The organism is Enterococcus sp. 22-H-5-01 (genome assembly GCF_050310005.1).
GTDB classification, from domain to species: Bacteria; Bacillota; Bacilli; order Lactobacillales; family Enterococcaceae; genus Enterococcus_A; species Enterococcus_A hailinensis.
The window spans coordinates 1,261,438-1,287,500 of record NZ_CP189993.1; the positions used below are offsets into that span (position 1 = coordinate 1,261,438).

Annotated in this window: 22 protein-coding genes, 2 tRNA genes, 2 pseudogenes and 1 other annotated feature (1 of these 27 running past the window's edge); of the genes and pseudogenes, 7 read left to right on the forward strand and 19 right to left on the reverse strand. The window is 37.5% G+C overall.

Features of this window, described 5'->3' with window-relative positions; all coding sequences use genetic code 11:
* Window positions 1–31: 31 nt before the first annotated feature.
* The 9 genes and pseudogenes from ACQKTA_RS06470 to ACQKTA_RS06510 form a co-directional block, all read right to left on the reverse strand.
* Window positions 32–232 (reverse strand): cold-shock protein, encoded by a 201-nt coding sequence (locus ACQKTA_RS06470; RefSeq protein WP_407857708.1) that lies wholly within the window; start codon window positions 230–232, stop codon window positions 32–34.
* 154 nt (window positions 233–386) lie between these two features.
* Window positions 387–1,076, reverse strand: a pseudogene (radC, locus tag ACQKTA_RS06475) (RadC family protein).
* 56 nt (window positions 1,077–1,132) lie between these two features.
* Window positions 1,133–1,792 (reverse strand): HAD family hydrolase, encoded by a 660-nt coding sequence (locus tag ACQKTA_RS06480; protein ID WP_427813173.1) that lies wholly within the window; start codon window positions 1,790–1,792, stop codon window positions 1,133–1,135.
* Entirely contained in the window at window positions 1,779–3,098 is a 1,320-nt protein-coding gene (locus ACQKTA_RS06485; protein ID WP_427814520.1) for a bifunctional folylpolyglutamate synthase/dihydrofolate synthase, read from the reverse strand. The genes ACQKTA_RS06480 and ACQKTA_RS06485 overlap by 14 nt, the downstream gene beginning before the upstream one ends.
* 158 nt (window positions 3,099–3,256) lie before the next feature.
* Window positions 3,257–5,902, reverse strand: a complete 2,646-nt coding sequence (locus ACQKTA_RS06490; protein WP_427814521.1) for a valine--tRNA ligase — start codon at window positions 5,900–5,902, stop codon at window positions 3,257–3,259.
* Window positions 5,903–5,977: 75 nt separating this feature from the next.
* Window positions 5,978–6,193: a binding site (T-box leader), on the reverse strand.
* A gap of 33 nt (window positions 6,194–6,226) precedes the next feature.
* Entirely contained in the window at window positions 6,227–6,862 is a 636-nt protein-coding gene (locus ACQKTA_RS06495; protein ID WP_407855515.1) for a redox-sensing transcriptional repressor Rex, read from the reverse strand.
* Window positions 6,863–7,048: 186 nt separating this feature from the next.
* Complete coding sequence (gene thiI / locus ACQKTA_RS06500; RefSeq protein WP_427813174.1) at window positions 7,049–8,257, reverse strand: tRNA uracil 4-sulfurtransferase ThiI; 1,209 nt, start codon at window positions 8,255–8,257, stop codon at window positions 7,049–7,051.
* A 35-nt stretch (window positions 8,258–8,292) separates the two neighbouring features.
* Complete coding sequence (locus ACQKTA_RS06505; RefSeq protein ID WP_427813175.1) at window positions 8,293–9,435, reverse strand: cysteine desulfurase family protein; 1,143 nt, start codon at window positions 9,433–9,435, stop codon at window positions 8,293–8,295.
* 137 nt (window positions 9,436–9,572) lie between these two features.
* A complete protein-coding gene (locus tag ACQKTA_RS06510; protein WP_332580827.1) occupies window positions 9,573–11,294 on the reverse strand; it encodes a septation ring formation regulator EzrA in 1,722 nt (573 codons plus the stop codon).
* 315 nt (window positions 11,295–11,609) lie between these two features.
* Between ACQKTA_RS06510 and ACQKTA_RS06515 the strand changes: the two genes are divergently transcribed.
* On the forward strand, window positions 11,610–12,962 hold the full coding sequence (locus tag ACQKTA_RS06515; RefSeq protein WP_427813176.1) for an aspartate kinase: 1,353 nt from the start codon (window positions 11,610–11,612) through the stop codon (window positions 12,960–12,962).
* Between the two features lie 16 nt (window positions 12,963–12,978).
* Here the strand turns inward: ACQKTA_RS06515 and ACQKTA_RS06520 are convergent, their stop codons facing one another.
* Genes ACQKTA_RS06520 through ACQKTA_RS06530 form a run of 3 tightly spaced genes read right to left on the reverse strand, consistent with a single transcriptional unit; the run spans window position 12,979 to window position 15,214 of the window.
* Entirely contained in the window at window positions 12,979–13,488 is a 510-nt protein-coding gene (locus ACQKTA_RS06520; RefSeq protein WP_427813177.1) for an HAD family hydrolase, read from the reverse strand.
* A gap of 45 nt (window positions 13,489–13,533) precedes the next feature.
* The gene (locus ACQKTA_RS06525; protein ID WP_332580830.1) at window positions 13,534–14,370 is read right to left on the reverse strand and encodes a Cof-type HAD-IIB family hydrolase; all 837 of its coding nucleotides are present in this window, start codon (window positions 14,368–14,370) and stop codon (window positions 13,534–13,536) included.
* Between the two features lie 13 nt (window positions 14,371–14,383).
* Window positions 14,384–15,214, reverse strand: a complete 831-nt coding sequence (locus ACQKTA_RS06530; protein ID WP_427813178.1) for a DUF72 domain-containing protein — start codon at window positions 15,212–15,214, stop codon at window positions 14,384–14,386.
* A gap of 89 nt (window positions 15,215–15,303) precedes the next feature.
* Between ACQKTA_RS06530 and ACQKTA_RS06535 the strand changes: the two are divergent.
* Window positions 15,304–16,279: pseudogene (locus tag ACQKTA_RS06535) on the forward strand (asparaginase).
* 48 nt (window positions 16,280–16,327) lie between these two features.
* On the opposite strand, the gene ACQKTA_RS06540 reads toward ACQKTA_RS06535, so the two are convergent.
* The 5 genes from ACQKTA_RS06540 to ACQKTA_RS06560 all read right to left on the reverse strand — a co-directional run bounded on the left by ACQKTA_RS06540 (window position 16,328) and on the right by ACQKTA_RS06560 (window position 20,464).
* Window positions 16,328–17,056 carry an acyl-[acyl-carrier-protein] thioesterase gene (locus tag ACQKTA_RS06540; protein WP_427813179.1) on the reverse strand — a complete coding sequence of 243 codons (729 nt, stop codon included), beginning with the start codon at window positions 17,054–17,056 and terminating at the stop codon, window positions 16,328–16,330.
* Entirely contained in the window at window positions 17,057–17,890 is an 834-nt protein-coding gene (locus tag ACQKTA_RS06545) for a fructosamine kinase family protein (protein WP_427813180.1), read from the reverse strand.
* Window positions 17,891–17,902: 12 nt separating this feature from the next.
* A complete protein-coding gene (locus ACQKTA_RS06550) occupies window positions 17,903–18,688 on the reverse strand; it encodes a tyrosine-protein phosphatase (protein WP_427813181.1) in 786 nt (261 codons plus the stop codon).
* Between the two features lie 120 nt (window positions 18,689–18,808).
* On the reverse strand, window positions 18,809–20,137 hold the full coding sequence (locus ACQKTA_RS06555; RefSeq protein ID WP_427813182.1) for an aminopeptidase C: 1,329 nt from the start codon (window positions 20,135–20,137) through the stop codon (window positions 18,809–18,811).
* Between the two features lie 253 nt (window positions 20,138–20,390).
* Window positions 20,391–20,464, reverse strand: a tRNA-Asn gene (locus ACQKTA_RS06560).
* Window positions 20,465–20,538: 74 nt separating this feature from the next.
* On the opposite strand from ACQKTA_RS06560, the gene ACQKTA_RS06565 reads away from it, so the two are divergent.
* Together ACQKTA_RS06565 and ACQKTA_RS06570 are read left to right on the forward strand one after the other, a co-directional pair.
* On the forward strand, window positions 20,539–21,681 hold the full coding sequence (locus tag ACQKTA_RS06565; protein ID WP_427813183.1) for a serine hydrolase domain-containing protein: 1,143 nt from the start codon (window positions 20,539–20,541) through the stop codon (window positions 21,679–21,681).
* 108 nt (window positions 21,682–21,789) lie between these two features.
* Window positions 21,790–21,862: transfer RNA gene (locus ACQKTA_RS06570), tRNA-Thr, on the forward strand.
* 197 nt (window positions 21,863–22,059) lie between these two features.
* On the opposite strand, the gene kynU is transcribed toward ACQKTA_RS06570, so the two are convergent.
* The gene (gene kynU, locus ACQKTA_RS06575; protein WP_427813184.1) at window positions 22,060–23,331 is read right to left on the reverse strand and encodes a kynureninase; all 1,272 of its coding nucleotides are present in this window, start codon (window positions 23,329–23,331) and stop codon (window positions 22,060–22,062) included.
* A 147-nt stretch (window positions 23,332–23,478) separates the two neighbouring features.
* Here kynU and ACQKTA_RS06580 point away from each other — a divergent pair, with 147 nt between their 5' ends.
* Both ACQKTA_RS06580 and ACQKTA_RS06585 read left to right on the forward strand, forming a co-directional pair.
* Window positions 23,479–23,916: an Lrp/AsnC family transcriptional regulator gene (locus ACQKTA_RS06580; RefSeq protein ID WP_427813185.1), complete on the forward strand. Its 438-nt coding sequence runs from the start codon at window positions 23,479–23,481 to the stop codon at window positions 23,914–23,916.
* 415 nt (window positions 23,917–24,331) lie between these two features.
* On the forward strand, window positions 24,332–24,958 hold the full coding sequence (locus ACQKTA_RS06585; protein ID WP_427813186.1) for a LysM peptidoglycan-binding domain-containing protein: 627 nt from the start codon (window positions 24,332–24,334) through the stop codon (window positions 24,956–24,958).
* Between the two features lie 38 nt (window positions 24,959–24,996).
* Here the strand turns inward: ACQKTA_RS06585 and ACQKTA_RS06590 are convergent, their stop codons facing one another.
* Window positions 24,997–25,641: an HAD-IA family hydrolase gene (locus tag ACQKTA_RS06590; RefSeq protein WP_427813187.1), complete on the reverse strand. Its 645-nt coding sequence runs from the start codon at window positions 25,639–25,641 to the stop codon at window positions 24,997–24,999.
* Between the two features lie 126 nt (window positions 25,642–25,767).
* Between ACQKTA_RS06590 and ACQKTA_RS06595 the strand changes: the two genes are divergently transcribed.
* Window positions 25,768–26,063 carry the beginning of a ring-cleaving dioxygenase gene (locus tag ACQKTA_RS06595; RefSeq protein WP_427813188.1) on the forward strand. 679 nt of this gene lie beyond the right edge of the window, so 296 of the gene's 975 nt are visible here — the first part of the coding sequence; the start codon lies at window positions 25,768–25,770; its stop codon lies beyond the right edge, outside the window.

Sequence of the window (26,063 nt, forward strand, 5' to 3'; positions counted from 1 at the left end):
TTAGAGAAATTCTCTAAGGCTTTGTCGTTTTTTATTGTTTAACAACGTTTGTTGCTTGAGGCCCGCGGTCGCTTTCTTCAACGTCGAAAGTTACTGCTTGTCCTTCTTCTACAGTTTTGAAGCCGTCGCCTTGGATAGCTGAGAAATGTACGAATACATCGCTACCGTCTTCGCGAGTGATGAAGCCAAAACCTTTTTCTGCGTTAAACCATTTTACTGTTCCGTTTTCCATGAATAAAATCCTCCTCGTGCGTAAGCACTTATTGATAGTTGTAACATTGCTAGCCTACGAAAAAGGAAACATCTGTATACCAACTCGTAACTCAAACAAAATTACATTTATAGTTTACCACCGAACCGATTATTCGCGCAAGGGTTTTCAACTACTACTTTAAGTACTTTTCTTCACGCAAACTGAAATATTTGGTTTCTCCAACAATGATGTGGTCTAACAATTCAATTCCCATCATTTCACCACACATACGTACCCTTTCAGTAAAATCTAAATCATTTTGTGAAGGCGTTGGATTTCCAGAAGGATGATTATGCCCAAGCGCTACTCTTGCAGCACTGATTCTAACTGCTTCACGAAAAATTTCACGCGGATGAGCAACCGATTGATTCAATGAGCCGATAAAAATTGTTTTTTGTAAAATAATTTCATTTTTTGTATTCAAAAAAAATGCCACTAAATGCTCTTGTGGGCGGTCTTTTAATTCATTGATTAATAATTGTCCTAAGGTAAAACTAGACTGAATTTTTCCTAACTTTGGCTGCAGCGAACGATTGATCCGATAGCCGAACTCCATCATGGCTTTTAACTCGATTGCTTTAGTTATCCCAATTCCTTTAAATTGCTGGAGCTCTTGCAACGTCGTGTGTTTCAAATCATAGAGCGTTGGATAAGTTCTCAAAATAGTTGCTGCTAAGTCCATTACATTTTGTTGGCGAGAACCATTTCGCAAAATAATTGCTAGTAATTCCTGATCCGATAGATGACGTTCTCCTTCTCGTACTAAACGTTCTCGTGGTCATGAACTCTCAGGCAGTTCTTGTAACAGTGAATTTTTTTCCATAAAAAACTCCTTTGCCTACTTTTCAGTAAAATACGCAAAGGAGTAAGGTGATTACTTTATGCTTCTAAAAAATCGATTACTTCATGAAGTGAAGGCAGGACTTTGATTGTTTTGGCTTCCAATTCTTCTGTAGGCGGTAAAATATCGGGAACCATAATAACTGGAACTCCGGCACCCTCTGCAGCGAGGATACCATTTTTAGAATCTTCTAAGACCAACCCATCTGCTGGCTGGATTGCTAAACGTTCTGCTGCGATCTTAAAAATTTCTGGATCAGGTTTCGCAAACTGCACATCTTCAGCAGAAATGATAGCCGAAAATTTATCTCTGATTCCAGCATGTTCTAAGAGTACTTCAATGACTGGGCGAACATTACTTGAAGCAACTACTCGTGGAATTTTTTGTGCTTCTAGATAAGCTAGCAACTCATGAACGCCTGGTTTTAAAGCAACCTTTCCAGACTTAAACTGCTCATGAGCCATCCCCCAACTCTTATCGATAAATGCTTGAACCGTTGCTTGACCATGGTCAGCATACATTTTATGAAATTCTTGCCAAACTTCTTCATCAGATACCCCAATAAAGCGGCTGTAGATTTCTTTATCAAAAGGCAAGCCGTATTCATCTGCGACTACTTGATTGGCTTCGTAATAAATCGACTCCGTATCAAACAACAAACCATCCATGTCAAAAATAATTCCTTTAATTTTTTCCATTTGCGCCTCCTAAGTTTAATAATAATTGACGTACTTCAGATACAAAGTACAACGAACCCGTAATCAACAGTAAATCTTCTTGTCCCATATCTTCCAATAGTTCGCCTAATCCAAACTGCCATAAGGAAACTACATCAAAACGGCTATCTACCGTATCAAAACGACTTAAGTCTAAGGCATTTGGGTACTCAAATGTCGTTAGATAAATTTTTGAATTAGGAATGTCTGATAATAAATCTAACATTTGATCAATATCTTTTGTTTCCAACGCTGAAAACAAAATTTTGACTCGATAATTTCTAAATTCGCGTTTAACATTCTCCACTAACCGTTTGACTGCATGACCATTATGAGCCCCATCCATAACGATCAATGGTTCTTCACTGATTTTTTCCATTCGTGCAGGCCAAACGGCGTTACTCAACCCTTTTTGAACGGTTTTTTCTTCAAATGGTAATCCAATCAACTCACAATATAGATGGAATAATTCGATCGCTACTCCAGCGTTCTCTACTTGGTGACGACCTAATAAAGAAACTTTCAATGGTGATAGTTTTCCACCATTATCAGTAAAACTAAAGAGTTCGCCCCAAGTCGGATCAGGATGAAGATAATCCACTTGGTATTCTTCACCATAACGATACATCTTAGCTGTCTCTAACGCAGCCTTTTCAATAATTTCAATTAATGGACCAGTAGTGATTTTCCCTGTTACCACTGGAATATTTTTTTTGATGATCCCAGCTTTTTGCTGAGCGATCTCATTCAATGTGTCTCCTAAGATCTCCATGTGGTCATAACCAATCGTCGTAATAGCTGTCAACAAAGGTTTGACCACATTCGTTGAATCTAATAATCCACCCAGACCTACTTCTACTACTGCAACATCAACTTTTTCTGCTGCAAAATAATCCAACATGATCACGGTTAAAATTTCAAATTCTGTGATTCCGCCGACTTTTGGATCTAAATCTAATTCAGCTACGATCGGTTGATATTTTTTGACATAATGAATCAATGCCTGATCTGTGATTGGTTTGGCATCGATAGCGATCCGCTCATTGAACTCTTCAATATAAGGTGATGTAAAACTCCCGACCGTTACACCGGCTTCCATCAACATACTACGTAAGTAGGCTACGGTTGAACCTTTCCCATTAGTTCCCGCGATATGGATCGTGGGAACAATATCTTCTGGATTTCCTACTTTAGCTAATAACGCTTGGATCCGATCAAGACCTGGTCGTGAACCAAATTTTTTTCGACTATGAATCCAATCAATTGCCTCTTCTATCGTCAAAGCGATTCACCTCTTTGATTCTCTATCATTTTTATCTATCTCTAGTATAGCAAAGTTTAGAAGAGAAAGTCCGACTGAAGGAAGCAATTGATCAAAAAGAAAAAGTAACAGCTAAAAAAGGTCGGAACAAAAGGAATAATCCTATTGTTCCGGCCTCCGTTTTTTTAAGAAATAGTACGTAAGCTTTCGATTCGTTCTTGAACCGCTGCTTGTTTTTCTAAATAATCTTTTTCTTTTGCACGTTCTTCTGCTACAACATTTTCCGGCGCATTTGCAACAAAACGTTCATTCGCTAATTTACCTTGAACACGTTTCACTTCGCCAGTCCATTTTGCTAATTCTTTTTCCAAACGTTTGATTTCTTCTTCGATATTGATCAAACCAGCTAAAGGTAGATAAATTTCGGCACCAGTTAATACCGCGGACATCGCTAAATCAGGTGCTGTGATATCACTTGCAATCACCAACTCCTCTGGGTTGCAGAAACGTTCGATATAACTAGTATTTTCAATCAAGAATTCATCTACTTTAGGGTCACTTGTTTTGATCAATAAAGTAATTGGTTTTGAAAGTGGTGTATTCACTTCTGCTCGAATATTACGAACTGAACGAATCAATTCTTTCAAAACTTCCATTCCTTTAGCGGCTGTTTCATCATTGTTTTCTGGTTGGACAACTGGATAATCAGCTACAACTAATGATTCACCCATGTGTGGAATCTTAGCCCAGATTTCTTCGGTAACGAATGGCATGATTGGATGTAATAAACGCAACGTTTGATCTAATACATAAACTAAAATACTTTTCGTTGTTTGTTTAGCTATTTCGTCTTCACCATAAAGAATTTCTTTACTCATTTCGATATACCAGTCACAGAAATCATCCCACATGAAGTTATACAATTGGCGACCTGCTTCACCAAATTCAAATTGATCAAATAGGTTGGTTACTTTTTCAATCGTTTCATTCAAGCGAGTCAAGATCCAACGATCAGCAACTGTTTTTTCACCAGAAAAATCAATATCTTCTGCGGTGAAATCTTCAACATTCATAATCACGAAGCGAGAAGCATTCCAAATTTTATTGATAAAATTCCAAGCAGCATCCATTTTTTCATAACTAAAACGAACGTCTTGTCCTGGTGCAGAACCAGTTGATAAGAACCAACGTAAAGCATCGGCACCATATTTTTCAATTACGTCCATTGGATCAATTCCGTTACCTAATGATTTACTCATCTTCCGACCTTGTTCGTCACGGATCAATCCGTGGATCAACACGTTTTTAAATGGACGTTCATCTGTGAATTCCAAACTTTGGAAAATCATTCGGCTTACCCAGAAGAAAATAATGTCATACCCAGTTACTAATGTGCTCGTTGGAAAATAGCGTTTGTAATCTTCACTATTTTCATCTGGCCAACCCATCGTTGAAAATGGCCATAGAGCTGAACTGAACCATGTATCTAGAACATCAGGATCTTGTTCCCAATTTTCAGGATCTTTTGGTGCTTCCATTCCTACATACATTTCTCCCGTTTCTTTATGGTACCAAGCTGGGATACGATGTCCCCACCATAATTGACGTGAGATCACCCAGTCATGGACATTTTCCATCCAAGTCATAAATGTATTGTTGAAACGTGGTGGGAAAAATTCCACCGCATTGTCTGTCCCTTGGTTTTCGATCGCTTGTTCAGCTAACGGCGCCATTTTAACAAACCATTGTGTTGACAAACGGGGTTCAACAACGACTCCTGTACGTTCAGAGTGACCAACACTGTGAACCATTTTTTCAACTTTAATCAAACGACCGATTTCTTTCAAGTCAGCAACGATTGCTTTACGTGCTTCAAAACGATCCATTCCAGCATATTTACCCGCACGCTCATTCATGCTGCCATCAGGATTCATCACATTTACCCGTGGCAAGTCATGACGATTACCGACCTCAAAGTCATTCGGGTCATGAGCTGGCGTGATCTTAACGGCCCCTGTTCCAAATTCACGATCAACATAACTATCCGCAATAATAGGGATTTCTTTATCTACTAACGGTAAAATCGCCATTTTACCAACTAAATCTTTATAACGATCGTCTTCTGGGTGAACTGCGATCGCTGTATCACCTAACATTGTTTCCGGACGAGTTGTCGCGATTTCTAAAACGCCGCTGCCATCAGCTAAAGGATATGAAATATGATAGAATGCGCCTTCCAAATCTTTATGGATCACTTCGATATCAGATAAAGCTGTTTTAGCTTGCGGATCCCAGTTGATGATATATTCACCACGATAAATCAAGTCTTTTTCATACAGTGAAACGAATACTTTACGAACAGCATCAGATAAGCCATCATCTAATGTAAAACGTTCACGACTATAATCTAATGACAGGCCTAGTTTTGACCATTGTTCACGGATATGTCCAGCATATTCATCTTTCCATTCCCACACTTGGTCAACAAATTTTTCGCGTCCAAGATCATAACGAGAAATCCCTTGTTCACGTAATTTTTCTTCAACTTTTGCTTGAGTCGCAATTCCAGCATGGTCCATTCCAGGCAACCACAACGTATCAAATCCTTGCATCCGTTTTTGGCGGATGATCATATCTTGTAATGTCGTATCCCATGCATGACCTAAATGCAATTTCCCCGTAACATTTGGTGGCGGGATAACAATTGAATAAGGTTTAGCCTTTTTATCTTCTGATGGTTTGAACAAATCTTGATCTAACCATTTTTGATAACGACCAGCTTCGACTTCTTGTGGATTAAACTTTGTTGGTAAATTTTCAGTCATAGTGATTCCTCCTAAAAAATTTGATTATCTAATAAATCAACTGAATGATACTCATAAAAAAAGTCCTAGAACACAGTTGTGTTCTAGGACGTAAAATACGCGGTACCACCTAAATTGCAGAAACAGTTTTCTGCCGCTCAATCATGGGTTAACGGTCATGTGCCGTGTATTCTTACTAGCATTCAGAATACAAAACTCCCAAGCTACCTTCCATGAGTCAAAGTGAAAATGTTCCAGCCTTGCATTTTCTCTCTAAAACTTTTGTTCTCATGTACTCCTCTTGATCATCGTCTGAATCATTCTACAATGAACAGTAAAACTTGTAAAGACCTACTGACCATCAAAATAAATCAATGTTTGTAATTCCGAGGTCAAATCAATGTAATGGACATGAACATTTTCTGGTACGACCAATGGATCCGGCGCAAAATTCAAAATTGCTGTGATACCATTCTCTACTACTTGGTCAATGGCTTGTTGGGCATTTTGACTTGGAACGGTAGAAATCGCAACGGTGATTTTTTCTTGTTTCAAGACTTTATTCATCTCATCAATTGAATAGATTCGATAGCCACAAAGTTCTTGGCCGATCTTTGTCGGATCATTATCGAAAGCACAAACGATTTTCAAATTTTCATTTCGCCGAAAATTATTATGCAAAAGTGCTTGTCCTAAATTTCCACAGCCAATTAAAGCGATCCGTTTTTCTTCCTTTGTATCCAGCATGTCACTAAACACTTTAATTAAATCGCTTACATTATAACCATAACCACTACGTCCTAATTCCCCAAAATTAGAGAAATCTCTACGGATCGTTGCTGAACCAACTTGAGTCATTTTACTTAACTCAGAAGATTTTATTCGAGTGATTCCATTTTTTTCTAGTCCTTTTAAGCATCTTAAATATAATGACAAGCGCTTAGTCGTCGCTTTGGATAATTTTGGTTTTTCAATGAGTTGTTCCATCGTCTTTCCCCTTTCATTTATAAAATGTGCGTTACCATTTTGCTTAACCGACCGACTAGTCAATTAAAAAACAGTTTTTGTTAATTTATTCACATAATTAATTTTAACATGCCCTTTTTTTATTCGCAATCCTTCTACAAAAAAAGAAGTTGAAACCAAAGTATTTCTACTTTGGTCTCAACTTTTTTATAGTAAATCAGCAAATTCTTCTGCTTTTTCTGATTGAGCTGGCATAATCTCTTCTTGTTTTAAACCTGCTAAACAGCGAGCCATCAATCCCTCAATATCTAACCGCTCTTCCAATTCTAAAACTTTTTCTAGTTTTGGACGGGTTTTAGGTTGAGGCGGCGCAAAAATAGTACAGCAATCTTCAAATGGTTGGATTGCTAATTCAAATGTGTCGATTTTTTCAGCTAATTCGATGATTTCTGTTTTATCCATCGTTACTACTGGACGAACGATCGGAGTCGTCGTTACTTCATTGATCGCAACCATACTATGCAACGTTTGAGAAGCGACTTGCCCAAGTGATTCACCATTAACGATGACCAATCCTTGACGCATTTCGCGGATAGCATCTGTCAAACGTAACATCATACGACGGGTCAAAGTCATCCAATAACCTTGTGGACTATGTTGTTTGATTTCTTCTTGAATCTCAGTAAAAGGCACTTCTATAAATTGAATACCGCCAACATAAGGTGTCAATTTTTCAGTCAGATCTTTTGCTTTTTGTAATGCTTGTTCGCTTGTATACGGTGGGCTAGCAAAATGGACCGCTTCGATTTCAACTCCACGCTTCATCGCTAAGTAACCCGCGACTGGCGAATCAATTCCACCAGAAAGCATCAACATACCACGACCACTAGTACCGACTGGTAACCCACCAGCACCTTTGATTGTTTCATAAGAAAGATAAGCATGTTCACGACGGATCTCTACACGTAAATTGATATCGGGACGTTTCATTTGAGCCTTGATACCCGGTAAAACATCGATTACAGCGTCCCCAAGAAATTGTTGTAATCCATGGCTGTCTAATTCAAAAGCATGATCACTTCGTTTAGCCGTAATTTTGAACGTTTCTGTTCCAGTATAGATTTCTTGCATGATTTTTTGGGTCATAGCTTTTAATGCATCTAAATCTTTTTCAACTTGGATGCTAGGTGAAAAAGTTTGAATCCCAAAAACTTTTTCTAATTTAGGTAATACTAACTGACTATCTTCACCATTTAATAAAATATGCATCCGATCACGATCAGCATGGATCTTCAAGTTAGGGAATTCTGCTAAAGCCCCTCGGACATTCCTAGCTAATCGCATGATAAAGCTTCGGCGATTTTTACCTTTGGTCGATAACTCACCATAACGTACCATTATTTCTGTGTATTGCACGTTCATTCTCCTTAATTATAGAACTTATTTTTGGGTTAATTGATTTTCGAAAATTTGTCATACAAATGATTGAAGACAACCATGAATTGTTCAGCCTCAGCCATTGTATTAGCCTCATCTAGACTGATCCGAATAGCCGTCGTTGCGATTTCATGCGGGATTTTCATCGCATGCAAGGTTGAACTGTCGACTTTTTTACGGCTTGAACAAGCACTGGTCGTCGAGACAAAAATTTGTTTTTCTTCTAAAGCATGGACCAACACTTCGCCTCGGATTCCTTTGATACCAAACGTTAAAATATGCGGTGCGAAGTCCTCGTCACCAGAAAAAATTGTTACTTTTTCGTAACCGGCTAAGGCTTCTTTCAAATAGTGACGAATCAATCCAGTATGATTTGGGCGTTCGTTTTTCTTCTCTAAATGGATACGTAATGCCCGACTCATCGCAACGATTGCTGGCGTATTTTCTGTCGTTGCCCGTTGCCCACTTTCTTGTCCACCGCCATTTAATAATGGTGCCAACTTGCGGCCAGCTTTCCAGTAAATAAAACCAACACCGCGTGCTCCGTGAAACTTATGTGCTGAAAATGTAGCAAAATCTACCCGTGGGGTTAACCATTTTGCTTGATCGACTTTACCGATTGCTTGAACAGCATCGACATGAAAATGGATCGTTGGGTAAGCTTCAAGCAACTCGCTGATGGCTTCGATTGGTTGGATCGAACCAATCTCATTGTTAACGCCCATGATCGAAACTAAAATCGTTTCTGGTCGTATTAATTCAGCCAATTTATCGACTTGAACAAATCCAGCTTTATCAACAGGGGCTAGGCTGACTTCAAAGCCTAACTCTTTTAGTTGTTCAGCAGTTCGACTAACCGCTGGATGTTCGATACTTGATATGATCAAATGATTTCCATATTCACGTTTTTCGATTGCTGTACCTTTTAAGACCCAATTGTCTCCTTCAGTTCCACCACTCGTAAAATAAATCTCGTTTTCTTTTGTCGCTAATAACTCAGCAATCTGTTTACGAGCTTGCTGAAGCAAACGATTCGCTTGTGTTCCTAAGCCATGAAGACTTGAAGGGTTTCCCATCACACGCTGACTCGTTTTTAAATATGTATCAAGTGCTAACGGGTAAATAGCTGTCGTTGCACTATTATCAAAATAAATCATGTTTAAACCTTCCTTCAAAAATTCTTTCCTATTATAGCGAGAAAGCTTGAACTCTTCAAGTATTCCCGAAAAATAATACTTATAACAACGGGAACGTATCTTTTTCTTTACAAAAAAAAGCTGAGCGACTGCTCAGCTTAAACTAAATCACGATTATTGAAATAAAAATCTTCGATCCGTTTGAACGCACCTGGTTCCACTCGTTCCAAAGCTGTTCCGATTTCATCAAGAGCATCTTGGTAACGGTATTCTTTATTAAACAGTTCTAAACTATTTTCGATCGCTGTTTTGATTTCCGGATGTGTATGACGATAACGGTTAGCGTATTGCATCATTTGTTCTGTTAATGCAGCAGCATCAACTAAGTCATACGTTTTTTGATCTAATAATTCGATGTCCTCATCACAAAGACTAACCAATTTATTGATGTCTTGCATGTTGATACGAATCTTATTCAATGAGTTACTTAACTCTTCCACTCGATCTGTTGCAACAAAGAAAAATTCTAAGTAGTCGCCTGGTAAACCTGGCAAACGTTGTTGTTCGACATAGCGTTTCAATGCACGTAAACGGAACTCATATTTTTCAATTTTTTCAGCTGCTTCTTTTTCACCTTTACGCAATTCATGTAGATCATCATCGATTTCAACTTGTTTCGTTTCGATATCATCTAACACTTTGAATGCATCTCGGTAAAAGACTTGAACTTCTGAATAAGGCAATTCATGTTTATCAATTTGAGGATTCATATTACGATTGCGGCGTTCTAATTCTTCGATCTCTGTCTGGAAGCCGCGAGCACGGCCTAACTCATTATTATTCAATGCATAACTTTGAGAAGTATGATCAAGCTCTACCATTAATTGATGGTTATTACGAGAAGCATGTGAGATGTATTCCTCGATCGTCTTACGATTCGTCGTTACGTATTTCTTCGCTTCAAATTCTTTTTCTAATGTTGTATATAAGTCATCGATTAATTCAGCCGTTTCTTTATTTTCAGCTTCAACTGTGCTTAATTCGATTTTTTCTAAATCTTCTAATGAACGTTCTACATGATGTTTGACTTTATCTAAGCGCTCTTCAAAATCATCTTCCGGCAACACAAAGTGGTCAGCCATCATTTTATCGTAGGTCTTTTCTAATTCATCAATCTGACTCGGGAATGTTTTCTCAAGATCTTCATAGATGACTGGAACTTTCTGCATCGTTGCTTGAACTTCATAAGTATGCTTCTCTGCATCATCCAATACTTCACGTGCCTCGATTGGATCGCCAGAAGTGTTTAGCGTAACGAATTGCGTAAATTCGATTTCGACATTTTTAACTTGTTTCTGAATCTCAGGTAAAGCTGGGCCAAAACTTTCTTTCTTTTCCTTTAGGTCTTTTTTTAATTCTTCAAACACATCTAATGCTTGTTGAACAGCTAATGAATTACGTTCTTCTGTTTCACGTAATTCTTTTAGACCCGCCCGGATACCCTCTACTTCTTCTTCCATTTCAGTCATCGTCCGTTCAGCACTTTCAATTGCTGATTTACCTTGCATAAAACGGAAAGTTTCATTTTGACTTTCAACTTCAAAGATTTGACTTTCTAACTCCGCGAAAGACTTCGTTGAAACATCTGTCCATTTTTGGTTCCATTCACGGAAAGTATTTTGACTTTGGCCTACAAGATGCATTTTTTTGACTTCGTCGACTTCTTCTACGACCGGAAGATCGAACAATGCTTCTTTCCTTCTATCTAGCTCTTTTAAGCGTTCTTGATTCTTTTTCTTCATCAGATAACCGACCAAGTATAGTGCGGCCGCTAAAATAACTAGACCGATTACGATCCCTATGATTGCATTACTTCCCATGTATGATTTTCCTTTCGCTTGTCAAGATTCAGTTTTATTTAATGGTTCGCTTGTATCAGTTTTTTGGCAAAAACATCTAACGTAGATTATAACACAAAAGCCTTTATGCTTCACTAGCTAGTTTTGAATTCCTTCGAAAAGTCCTTGCACAGCCACTCTTCATGTTAGCATTTTTTAAATTGACCTTCAATTCCAAATGGTTTAAGAAAAATGTAATTTTATGAAACTTTCTTTTAAAATAAGGCGAAAATCCTCTTGAAATTACAGGACTTTTCAGATAGTATTAAATCCACATTAAAATAAGAGGTGATTAAAGTGAAAGTGATCAAATTTGGCGGAAGCTCTGTTGCTTCAGCTGAACAAGTAAAAAAAGTCTTAGACATCGTCACTAGCGACTCAAGTCGTCGGTTCGTTGTCGTTTCTGCTCCAGGAAAGCGAAACAATAAAGACAAGAAGGTCACCGACTTATTGATTAGTTTTTATCATGCCGTTGCCTATAAAAAAAAGACTGAAGAAATTATCCGTGAAATCGTAGCAAGATATACCGAAATCGCTGCAGCTTTTCACATAGATGAAGATATCGAAAATACCTTTACCTCAGAGTTAAAACTGCTTCAAACTAGTTATGATGAAGCAGATCCTTACACATTGGATCGCTTTTTAGCCAGCGGAGAAAATTTGAATGCGCAATTGATCGCGGCCTGTTTCAAAAAACAAGGGGTCAATGCTCGTTACATCAATCCCAAAGAACTAGGGATCTTAGTTACTAATGAACCTCAGAATGCCTTGATCTTGGAAGAATCCTACGAAAAAATCGTTCAATGGCGAGACTCAGAAGAAATTTTGATTATTCCAGGCTTTTTTGGTTACACCAAAGATGGCCAATTATGTACTTTCTCACGTGGCGGTTCTGATATTACCGGCTCGATCGTTGCTGCTGGACTAAATGTCGACTTATATGAAAACTTTACTGATGTGGATGGTATTTATTCTGCCAGTCCCAAATTAGTCCATGAGCCTAAATTGATTGAATATGCAACGTATCGTGAAATTCGTGAATTGACCTATGCGGGTTTTACCGTTTTTCATGATGAAGCATTGATGCCAGCCTTTAAAGCTCAGATTCCCGTGATCATTAAGAACACCAATAATCCTGATTGCCAAGGGACATTGATCAAGAAAAACTTTACCGATGAAGTTCGTAGTGACGTTGTTGGTGTCGCAAGCGATACGGGTTTTTGTGTTATCACGATTGCTAAATATTTATTGAACCGTGAAGTTGGAATCGTTCGTCGCATCTTGCAGATTTTAGAAGACTTTAATCTTCGTTTTGAACATATGCCTTCTGGGATCGATGATATTTCAATTATTTTACGCGAATATCAGTTGACGCGGGAAACGGAAACAAATTTATTGAAACAAATCGAAGAACAGATCAAACCAGATGATCTCTCGATCGAACATGGTCTTTCTGTCGTGGCTTTAGTTGGTGAAGGGATGCGGGAACGTCCAGGAATCACTGCAGATAGTACTGCTGCCTTCGCTCGAAAAGATGTTAACTTACGCATGATCTCTCAAGGAGCCGATGAACGCTGTATTATCTTTGCTATTCGCAGTGAGCAAGAGCGGCTTGCCGTTCGCTCCCTGTACTATACGTTCTTTGACTAATCAAAAAGGAAACGCCTTATTCGGCGTTTCCTTTTTGTCGTTCTAATTCTTTTTGGATCAAAGGTTCGGGGGCAAATCTTTGGGCCCAGTCTTCAGGCTTTAATACCTTATTAGTAATTGGATGGTAACGTGGCTTGCCATCGGGAAATAATTTCCCCATGTTCGCTCGATGAACAATTTCAAAAATCGGCTGCGGATCAACACCGATCAAAGCAAAAGAACCATAAGTAAAATACAAAAGATCCGTCAATGCATCAACTTCAGCAGTTAAGGGATCTACCACCGGCTCACCTTTACTCAAGACTTTTAATTTTGCTTGGTCCACACTCTGGTGCAGTTCTGCAACATATTCAGCAAAAAGTTTTTCATCACCTTCAGCTACAGCATATAAAAATTCGACAATTTCTTCGGCTTTAAAACCGGCTCGAAATTTCCCTCGATCTGGGGTGAAAGCCGTTGGCGTATTTGGTGGTGTTGGCGCAAATGTCTCATGAAACTCACGAGCCATCTGATAAGGATCTTTCATTGATCTATTCCCTCTTTTCAATAAAACAATCTATTTTTAGCTACATTAAATAATTTTAAAATGTTTCAATGCTTGAGAAATACCATCTTTTTCATTGGTATTCGTTACATAATCAGCCTGTTCTTTGACTTCGGCTAAGCCATTGCCCATCGCCACACCAATACCAAAATGTTTGATCATTTCGATATCATTGTAATGATCGCCAAAGACCATCACTTCTTCCGGTTTAATATCAAAAGCTTTGATGCATTCAATGATGCCATGATATTTTGATCCATCTTTAGGAACGATATCTACGGAGTAAGGATTGGAACGCTGGAAAGAGCAATCCGGTAATAATTCTTGTAAGCGCGGTGTTTCTTCTTCAGCGCTGAACAGCACACATTGATAAATCGGTTCTTTCAAGATCGATAATTTCCGATAGCGTTCTTTTTTACGTCTAGGACTAAATGACTGCAGCAAACGCTTTGTAGACCTGACTGGAAACCATTTAGGCATCCAACCAGCGATCTGTTTTAATAAAGCTTTTTGGGACCATTTCATCAATTGGCTGCCATCCATTCGAGTACGGCTACCAAAAATAATTTGTCGATGTTCTTCATCAGCAAAATCAACGATTTGATCTAAATTAACCTTTGTAAATGGTCGACAATAAATGTCTTGATCATGGGTATACACCAATTGGCCATTATACATCACAAAAAGATCCAATTCTAAATGATCGATCCGTTCTTCTATTTTTACGGGACCACGCCCTGTAGCGACCCCGCATAAAATCCCTTGAGCTTGAGCTGCCTTGACGGCTGCGCGTGTACTATCCAATACTTCTGAATCATTCGTCGTCAAGGTCCCATCGATATCAAAAAAAATAGCTTTTATCATAAAACTCCCTCGTTTAAAATAAATCAATTTGGCTCGGATTCAATCCTTCATAATTTAATTGAAGGATTTTTTTTAATTGGAGTGCATTATCTGCCGCATCTCCGCCCGAATTATTATTAAATATGATACCAACTTCTATTGAATTTTCTGCGACTTTTTCGATTTTCTCAGCTAAAATTTCTAATTCTGCTTGATTATAACGATAAAGTGTTCGTTTTTTTCGCCAGTCGCCGGTTCGATCATTCCAATATGTTTGATTGCGTCCATGAAAACGAAATAAACTAAACTGTTGATTCGTGATCGTTGTGTCTAACGGTACTGTATCTGGCAGTTGTGGTTCATCCACCATCACAAGACTAAAATTTAATTTTTTCATCAGCTGATGCGTTTTTACATTGAATTCTTTGGCATACCAGCTATGATCACGTAATTCGATCGCTACCGGTAATTCATTGAACAATTCAGCGAGCATTTCTAAATAAGCGACGCTCGCTTTTGTACATTTAAATTGTGCGGGAAATTGCGCTAAAAAGCAAAATAATTTTTTGCTTTTGATCATAGGATCCATCACTTCTAAAAAATGGTCTCTCATTGCAGTGATAGAAGGATAATTTTCTTCCCATTTTGTTTGACCGGTGAACCCAGCATAAAGCTTAACTACAAATTTAAAACTTGAGGGCACTTGACTCAACCAATTTTCGACTGAATGCGTATTAGTGATTGCATAATAATTGGTATCCAATTCTACTAATGGCAAGTATCCTGCGTAGTCATAGAGAGACGAGTTTTTCTTTCCGGTCAAACTGACATGTTCATTAAAAGAAGTTAATCCAATTCGAATCATAGTTTGCTAGCCCCCTTTAGTTTCATAGTATACAATAAAGATAGAAGAAAATTAGCTATGATGCGCTAATAATGAATGGAGTAATACAAATGAAACGAATCTTGATTTTACATACTGGCGGAACAATCTCTATGAGCCAAGACGCTGATGGCGCTGTTCGCCCTGACAAAAAAAAATCCGTTATTAGCCGCTGGCCAAGAATTACGCTTACCTGCTGATATTGAATTGATCGTAGAGGATTTTTCAAATTTACCCTCTCCTCACATTACGGTGGAAACGATGTTTGAAATAAAAGAACGAATCAAACAAGCAAAAAAAGAAAACATCGATAGCGTCGTAATCACTCATGGAACCGATACGTTGGAAGAAACCGCTTATTTTCTTGATATCACGATTGGTGATCTTCTACCGATTATTTTAACGGGTGCTATGCGCTCAATCAATGAATTAGGTAGTGACGGATTATATAATTTTGAATGTGCGATTCGTGTAGCCGCTTCTGAAAGCGCAATCGATAAAGGTGTATTGGTCGTAATGAATGATGAAGTCCACAGTGCTCGCTACGTTACCAAGACCCATACCACTAATGTTGCTACGTTTAGAACCCCAACATTAGGACCAATCGGACTTGTCACAAAATCAAAAATCCTCTTTAAGCAAGAATTGCCAAAAACCACGCGTTACGACGTTGAAAGTTTTGCTGCTTTGATTCCGATCATCAAAGTTTTTGCCGGGATGCAAGGTGATTTTTTCCGCTTATTAGATCAAGGAATCTCCGTCGATGGGATAGTCGTTGAAGCATTAGGTGCTGGGAACCTGCCACCTCAAACATTGCCCGCTTTTTACCATTTACTAGATAAAGGCTTACCGATCGTTTTAGTTTCTCGTTGCTTCAATGGTATTGCTGAACCGGTTTATGATTATCATGGCGGGGGTGTCGAATTAGCTCAACATGGTGTGATTTTTTGTAACGGGATCAATAGCCAAAAAGCACGCATCAAATTATTGATCGCTTTAAATGCAAATTTATCAAAAACAGAACTAAAACGCTTTTTAGAAGAATAAGTTCTGAACAGCAAAAAAAGCTAAATCCATTTTTAGGATTTAGCTTTTTTACTTCCATGAAATATTTGCTTCACAAGCTAATTGATCACCTAAACGAATTTCATGGTGCGTAATCGTTTGATCGGTTTCTTTAATTTCATAGAAACTTTGGATATCGTTGCCGTATAAAACTTCTTTATCAAATTTAACATTGACATACGTCGGCTCATGTTGCGTCATAAAGTCATAACCTAAAACATCGATCATCCAATTGAAATACATGGCATTGTTGACATGATGGTTACTGTCAAGATCATAATAACGGACATGATACAATTGGTGATCTTCCCCAGAAACCTTCTCTATTTTTGGCCAACGTTTGATTTTCTTCACTTGTGAAGATTCAAATGGAGCCATCAACTCAGCATCAACACTGCTCATTTTACGATTCTCGATATCCATCAGGACAAAGGCCATCGTGATCTTTACTAATTCTTCACCCGCTTCCGTATAAACAATATAATCGCGGTAACAGAAAAAACGATTGAATTCTGTTGGATTTGTTGTAACTTTTATTGTTTCCCCAACTTGCGGTAAACGATTGATCGTAACTTCGGTTTGCGTGATCACCCACGTAACACCTAAAGTATTGATATAATCCGTTCCACGATTCAACTCATCGCTTTGATCTGAAGATGCTTTGATTGCCACACTCAATAATGCCGGAAAGGTCATATTTTGATTGATGTCGCATTGATAATAAGTTACTTCATGTTCAATTGTATATCTCTTTCCCAATTACTTTCCTCCTAAAGCTAAAACCCGATCTACTGATTCACCATAACTTTCACCAAAAATATTCAGGTGAACGAGCAGATAATATAATTGATAAATCGCGATTCGATCTTGCCACCCTTCACGCATCGGCATAATTTCTTGATAACTTGCGATAAATTCTTGACGAAACCCGCCAAACAGCTGCGACATCGCTAGATCCATTTCCCGATGCCCAAAGGAAACTGCTGGATCGACAAATACTGGTTGCCCTTGCTTATCAAAAAAAGTATTGCCGCTCCAAAAATCACCGTGCAGTAAAGTTGGCACTACTGACATTGTACCCCATTTTTGATAAATCCACTCTTTAAATAACTGATAATTTCTTTCGCGTTCTTCAGTCCAATGATTGCGCTCATTAGCGATTCGAATCTGGACCTCTAAACGATGGATGAAATAGAAATCCCACCAGTTCTTTTCTCGTGTATTGATCTGCGGCAGTAGTCCCATAAAATTATTTTTCTTGTACCCAAATTTAATAGCATTGATTTGATGGATCTTACTTAATTCCTTGGCTAGATCCTTTTGATTCCCTTCCCCAGGTTCGATCCATTCTAATAGTAAAAAAGCACTCTCTTTAAAACTACCATGTTGATAAACTTTGGGAACACGCACAGCATTGCTCAATTCATTTAAGCCATCTACTTCGGCTGTAAAAAAGTCGCCAGATACTTGTGGATGATATTTTAAAAAATAATTTTGCTGACCATCAGTGACACGATAGGTTTGATTAATATCGCCACCGGCAATTGGGATGATTTTGGTTTGTAGTTGTAAAAAATCTAACAAATCATTCATTTCGCCAGCTCCTTAAACTAAATAAATTTTTTGCAAATCTTTGATCTCTTGTGGAGAGACACCAATTCCTTCATTGATAAATTGATCGATCGTTCCATAATGCTTTTTGATTTCATCGAAACTTGTTTGCATGTACTCTTCTTTCGCCAACATCATATCTTCGATTCCATGTAAAGCATTCGCTGGAACACCCGCTTGTTCCGCCTTTTGATACATTTCTTGGACTACTTTTTTCAAATAGCGGTTGGTTGCTAAATAGTCTTGCATAATCATTTCTTGTGGCACATTCAGTGAGCTCAGCAATAGCATCGCTCCAAATCCGGTTCGATCTTTTCCGGCTGTACAATGAAACAACAAGCTTTGTTCAGGCGCTTGATTGTCTAAAACTAAATCAAAAAATTTGCGGTATTGTCCTCGTACATGAGCATCGGTCACAAAATGCGTATATACTTCAATCATTTGTTGAGTTGCTTGAATCCCTTCTTGCATCCGTTCCAACATTTTTTTAGGTGAAGCCGAAGCGGTGTCTGTTTCTTCGATTGGAAAAATCGGCAAGAAAATATTCTCCGCCGTCGGAATCATTTTATCTGGCTGACTTTCGCGTTCTTCTAGTGAACGAAAATCGACTACTCGCTTGATTCCATAGTCTTGCAAATATAATTGGTCTTTTTCATCAATATGATTGATACTAGCTGAGCGAATCAATTTTCGCGTTGCGATTTTGCGACCATCCTTGGTTTCATACCCACCTAATTCACGCATATTTTCTGCGTGTTGAACTGCTAATCGTTTCGACATTCAAACAACCTCCTTTTTTTAAAAGTATAGCACAGCCTTTCAGAAAACGCTTTTCTCACTACAGCGGATAGTCGAGAAAAAAGAACCTAAAACAATGGCTGTTTTAGGTTCTTTTCGATATTATGCAAGTGCCCCCATTGGATCCCAAGGTGCTAAAACTGTTGGTGCTGCTTCAAAGGCCGCTAATTGTTCTGGTGAAAGAAATTCTTTACGGACCACGATTTGGTATGTGTATTCGTCCATCCATTCATCACTCATAACGAAGAAGCCTTTTTCACCGACTTTTTCTCCCCAACTATTTTCGACTTTCCATTTTTTCGCTTGATCATCGATTATATCAACACCCGTCAAAACCATCGCATGCGTCATTAAACTTTCGCCGTAATCAAGACGTTCAGCTTTAGTCATCGTTAAATCGATATCGAATAAATCTTCAATATCATACGCATACAATGCCATGATACCACTATCCCGTGTTGATGATTGACCAACATCACAACCAAACCAGACAGATTCTCCCTGTTCTAATTGTTTAACTGCTAAAGCTTTGAAATCATTCATTTCAAGATTTAAATATTTCACTGGTTTGCCGTCAACAACATTTCCTAACATGTCGACTGTATAAGACTTCATAAAAGGTTTATCTTCCGTTGGAGCATTGATGATACTTACATAATCATCTAGATTTACCCCAACATATTTATCATAAAATGATTGCGGTGTTAAAGCTTGATCGAGATGATAGTTCTTTTCATCATCGCGGTATTCAAAATCAAACACTTCCGGCGGTGTGCCTAATGAAATGGCTAATAAATTATAGACCTCTTGCAACATGGCTTCTCGATTCGCTTGGATTTCTTCATCAGAAGCTTTTTCAGCAACCATTTGACGTAATAGTGTCGCATGTTTGCGCAACAATTTATTCAAGTAATTATTTAAATCACGTGAATTAGAACTGTTGCTACTTTCAGGCATTACACTTTTTGGTACGACACCGTATTTTTGAAATAAAGAAACGATCATATCCCATTGACCGCCATCTTGTTGCGGTGTTTGTAATAAGAAAGCAACATCACGACTCGTTGTTGGTTGTTCAGCTGTATTTAAAATATTTTCATAGAAATAATTCGCTTTTTCGTATTTATCCCAAAAGAAGGTGTAATTTTGAGAAAGTTCGAAATCTTTTAATTGAAACGACGTCAATAATTTATGACGGAAGGTATTCAATGCTGCAAACATCCAGCAACGGCCGGATTGTTTTTGGTTCGCTACTTTTCCAGTTGCTAAATCGATCGAAAAGACCGGTGTATTTTCAATTTGTGCTTGGATATTTTCTGCAGAGGTGCGGATACCATTTTTCACAACGCCTCGTTGCAATGCGACTTGTTTTGAATTTTTTTCGAAAGCCTCGCGAAAAGCTTTTGTTCGTTCATTTTTGATTTTTGACATTAAAAAACGCCTCCTTGTTCCACATTCTACGCTTAAACGAGTAAAGAGACAATTGATTTACAACTTTAGCTATTTCGGATCTATTTAGCCTGGATTTGTGTCTTGAATATTTGATAAGAAATCGAATAATCTAGCCAAAACAAAAATAACTTGTTTTGTTTTTAGAATTTCTTATATCCATCCATTTTTTTCATTAAAAATTCACATTTTAAGTGTAAAAAAAAGATGTGATCAATTGATCACATCTTTCAAACTCCGGCAGTAGGACTCGAACCTACGACATCATGATTAACAGTCATGCGCTACTACCAACTGAGCTATGCCGGAAGAATACTTTATAATAATAGCAATTTTTTATTTAAGTTGCAATCCTAAATTCAAAAAAATCAGGAGAATTTTTTATGTCTAAAAATCGGTACCGTCATCACAAAACCAATCGCCATAAAAAGTACTATTTATTGGCTAGTTTCACGCTATTACTGTTTGGTGGAGCTATTATTTTTTATTTCCATGAAGCTCATAAAACAACTGAAACAGCGGCAGCTGATGAAACGCGTCAATCGACTGATTTGATCACAGCGATCGAGCCCAGAGATCAAGTATCATCAACGATTGAACAAACTTTAGTTGAGAAAAATTTTAGTGGTACAGCATTAGTATTTAAAAATGGCAAAATTATTTTGAATAAAGCCTACGGTTGGCAAAACCAAAGTAAAAAAATCAAAAACAGTATTTCCACCCAATACTGTATCGGCTCTGTCCAAAAAGGCCAAACAGCTTATTTAATCATGCAAGCAATCAAAGCAGGTAAATTATCTTTTGATCAAAAACTTAGTGATTTTTATCCAGAAATTCCAAACAGTACCCAAATTTCAATCAAAGACATGCTAAACATGAGTTCTGGTCTAAGGATCAACGAAAAGAAAATCGAAGCGTTAAATACGACCGACACTCAAAAAATATTAGCTGAAACGGTTCGTTTAGCCACATTTGCCTCTAACACTAGTTATTCTTATCAACCCGTCAATTATGTTCTGCTAGCTGGTGTACTAGAACAACTCTATCAAACCAGTTATCAAAAACTTTATCAAAAGTATATCATCGACGCTTTAAATCTAAAGGAAACTAGTTTTTATTCTACTAAAAGCAGCCAACAAGCCCTTTCATATAATCAATCGCTAGCTGGCTTGGTCTATGCTCCAGCTAGTACCTCTTCTTATGCTGATGAACTAGGAACAGGAAATATTTTTATGTCAGCAGAAGATTTATATCATTATTACCAATCGTTCTTTGACGAAACACACATAACAGCCAATGAACGGACAGAGCTTTGGTCCCCTTATGCAGGAGAAACTTATGCTAGTGGTATTTATAATCAAAAAAATAAATATTATGGTCATGGCATAAAGGCGCGTTTTGAGACCTTTGTTAATTTTTCAAAAGATGGTAAAAATGGCGTGATCTTACTTTCAAATGTTTGGACTCAAAAAAATGGTTACGGTAGTCTTTCAGACCAACTCTATAAGAAAGTCGTTGCTCAATGAGCGGCGGCTTTTTTATCCATTATTTAAATTTATGAATACTTATTTCTTTGTAAGCAGTTGACAAATACAAGACACTTCGCTATTCTATAAATTGTATTAAATAACTATGCCGCCTTAGCTCAGCTGGTAGAGCACCACCATGGTAAGGTGGGGGTCGTCGGTTCAAATCCGACAGGTGGCTTATTTTTTTGTTGATAATCCTATTGTTTCAAGCTCTTACTGAGAGCAACTGAAACTAATAGACGTGAACTCTTTCATGGCTTCCTTATAAATGAAGGAACATGGGAGAGTTATTTTTATATCATCAAATCGCTTTTTTTATTGTCAAAAGTTAAAAACTCAGCCTCATTTATAGGCTGAGTTTATTTTTATTTAATTTCACACGACTGCTGACCGAATAGCGCTATATTTTGTATAAATGTTTTGCTGCATGATATCCGCCAATATTTCGACTACTTGATAGATTTCTTCATATGAAGTATATAGCGCGATCGGTGCTAAACGAATAACATTCGGTTCTCTGAAATCAGGAATGACTCCTAAGTCTCGTAGTGCTGCTGCAATCCGATAAGCCTCTTGGTGTTGGAGACAAACATGCCCCCCACGTACACTGTCTTCTCGCTTATTGCCATAGCTATAACCGTAAGATGTTAATTTTTCATCGATCAAATACATTAAGTAAGCTGTCTTTTCTAATGAAACAGCCCGAATTTTTTCCATTCCAACTTCTTCGAATAATTTCAACGATCCTTCTAAAGTTACCATTGAAAAAATTGCCGGCGATCCACTTTGCCAGCCGCTAGCATCTTCCTGATGTTCAAATGTTTGCTTCAATTGAAATTGTGTTGCATTCCGATTGCCAAACCAGCCAGCCAAACCTGGCGTATTCCCAAAATGTTTCTTATTTATATATAAACCTGCAGTGGATCCTAGACCGCCATTTAAATATTTATACGTACACCAAACTGCAAAATCTGGTTGAATCGCTTGAAAATCTATTTCCACTGCACCGATAGCATGACATAAATCAAATCCGATGATGATTCCTCGTTCATGAGCCGCTTTAGCCAAACGTTTCATATCAATAAGTTGGGCACTTCGATAAAGGACTGCAGGTAATAAAACTAGTGCAACATCTTCTGTCATCGCTTCAATCATCGCTTGTTCATCAATGAATTCACCATCAGGACTTTTCACGACTTTTACAGCATCAGATACTTGATAATCTTTCAAACTTACGATGCTGTCTACTGCATATCGGTCTGTTGGAAAGTTTAAATCATCCACTAAAATCTTATACCGTTCTTTAGTAGGGTGATAAAACGTCGCCAAGGCTGAATGGATATTAGAAGTTGTACTTCCTGTAACCACGACCTCCTCAGGCAACGCATTAATTAGCGGAGCCATCATTTCCCCAAGCTTTTCCCCATAAAGATATAGATCATTCCATGCCCGCACACCCTCTTTTTTCCAACGCTCAATCATTGCTTCTAATTCTTTTACAGCGGACTTTGAAGCTAAACCCAGAGAATTACCATCCATATAGATTTCTCCTGGCTGAAGATAGAAGGCTTCACGATATTTATGTAATTCATCTTGTTGATCCAATTTTTTCGCAAACGCTATATCATTTTCAAAAATCCTCGTCATGCTAAATTCCTCCACTTCTTTGATTGCTATTATTATAGAAGAAACACGTCTAACTAAAATATAGCGAAAATAAGTTTCTTTCCCACGATTTTTCGATTAAACTAGTTTTATCATCTATTTTTTTTACAAAACGAAAGGAGCTTTTTTATGATTGATCAAACAGACTTAGCCATTCTCAAAGCACTAAGTAATGATAGCCGCATCAAAATAAAGGCACTTTCCAAAGAAGTCGCCCTTTCAGAACCTAGTGTGAAGACTCGAATCGAGAAAATGATCGATAATGGTATCATCACTTCTTTTTCGATTGAGATAGATTATAGTAAATTAGGTTATACGATTCCCTTGTATATTCAAATCAGTGACTTAACAATTACCAATAGACATTTTTTAAAAATAGTTGAGAAACTACCTGAAATCACCGCCATATCTTCTGTAACTGGAGAAACAAACTATCTCCTCAAAGCACAAGTTCAAACAGTTAAGGATATGGAAACTTTACTTTCCATTCTAATTCAGTATGGTAAAGTCGCAACTTCAATTGTATTAGAAGAGAAAAATGCTGGTAAATTAATAGATACTCTATAAAAGCCTCCCATCTAAGAACGGATTGGAGGCTTTTTTTATTCTATTTATATAGACATAGATCCCTCCTATTTACCTTTTCTTAATAAATAATGTTGGAATCTATTATTAACTTAGCTTTAAAATTAGCAAAAATATTACATTCAGATTGCAACATTGCAAATATGCAAATCGCTTTCATTAATTTTACTATATAATTTTCTGCTACCAACCTTAATATAACTTGCTTTTAAGGAAGTCACAATAGAGTTTAAGTATTTCAAAAGGCCTGATCTGACGTAGTTTTGTTACATTCTTACATTACACTGTAACGTCTTGTTACTGGTTTATAACCCATGACATGTAAATCGATGGTAAAGTATATCTCGTAGTCGAAATGACTGATTTAAATTTTAAAACTTTTGGAGGAATTTACATAATGAAATTTGGAAAAACTCTTGTACTTACAGCGTTACTTACAGCCGGTGCTGCTTTTGGATTAGGAACAAACGATGCACACGCAGCTGAAAACTACACCGTTAAATCTGGTGACACATTATCAAAAATCTCAATCAAATTTACTGGTGATAACAGCTTAGTTAATTCGATTGCTAAAGACAACAATATCTCAAATGTTAACATGATTTTTGAAGGCGAAAACTTAACAATCAATACAGATGCTAAAGGAAATACTACGGTAGCACCTGTACAAACTACACAAGCTACTACACAACAAACAGCTCCCGCAGCTACAACTCAAACAACTGCTACACAAGAAACAGCACAAACTGAACAAGCTGCTACAACTGCAACAGCTACAGCCGCAACTACTTCTACAACAAATAGCACAAATTCTGCAAAAGAATGGATTGCACAAAAAGAATCTAGCGGTTCTTATACAGCTACAAACGGTCAATACATCGGACGTTACCAATTATCTGCTTCATATTTAAATGGTGACTACTCTGCAGAAAACCAAGAACGTGTTGCTGATCAATATGTAACTTCTCGTTATGGTTCATGGGAAGGCGCTCAAGCTTTCTGGCAAGCAAACGGCTGGTATTAAGTCGAAGATCTTTAAAAAACCCTCAACTGAGGGTTTTTTTATTTAATTAATTTTCTAACCGCATCAGTCAATTCACTCACTGAGTCGACAACAATATCTGCTTGAGCATCCACTAACTCATCTCGACTACCAAAACCATAAAGAACACCTATACTTGATAAATTGTTAGCTTTAGCTCCTAAAATATCAAATTTTCGATCGCCGATCATTACTGCTTCCTGTGTATCAAGTTTATTTAATGCATAAGCAATCACATCTGCCTTTTTGGCTCGTTGTCCATCTAAATCTGCTCCAAATATATCGAAAAAATACTCAGTTAAGCCAATTTCCGCTACTATTTGTTTAGCATAAATCTCCGGTTTTGAAGTTGCAACAGCCAAAAGATAGTCAGAAGATAATTCATTCAGCATTTTTTCAATATCTGGATAAACGCATAAACGATGAATTCCTTTTTCAGCAAAATACTCACGATAAATCGTTTCAGCTATTTTTGCTTCTTCATTTTCTAGTCCATAAACAGTCAATAATGAGTCTCTTAGTGGTGGACCGATAAAACTAGCTAAGATAGTCTCATTAGGGATTCGTAAAGATAACTTATTCATCATATATTTTAAACTTTCTAGGATTCCTTCACTTGAATCAGTTAATGTTCCATCTAAATCAAAGAAAACAAGTTTTTTCAATTTTATCCCTCCTGATTCCATCCTACTGACTTTTAGATCATTTTTCAATAAGACGATATCATTGCTAAATAATCAAATTTCAAATATACTTACTTTTAGTAAGAATATTTATTGGGGGAATTTATAATGAATACACAAATCCTTGGTTTACACCATGTTACGGCTATGACTTCTAGTGCTGAAAAAAATTATCGCTTCTTTACTGATATCCTAGGCCTACGCATGATTAAAAAGACCGTTAATCAGGATGATATCGAGACATATCACTTATATTTTACAGATGATACGGGTGCACCCGGTACAGATATGACTTTTTTTGATTTTCCAAATAATCCCAAAGGAACAAAAGGAACCAATAGTATCTCCAGAACAGGCTTTAGAGTTCCAACTGATAAGTCCCTTGAATATTGGCAACAACGGTT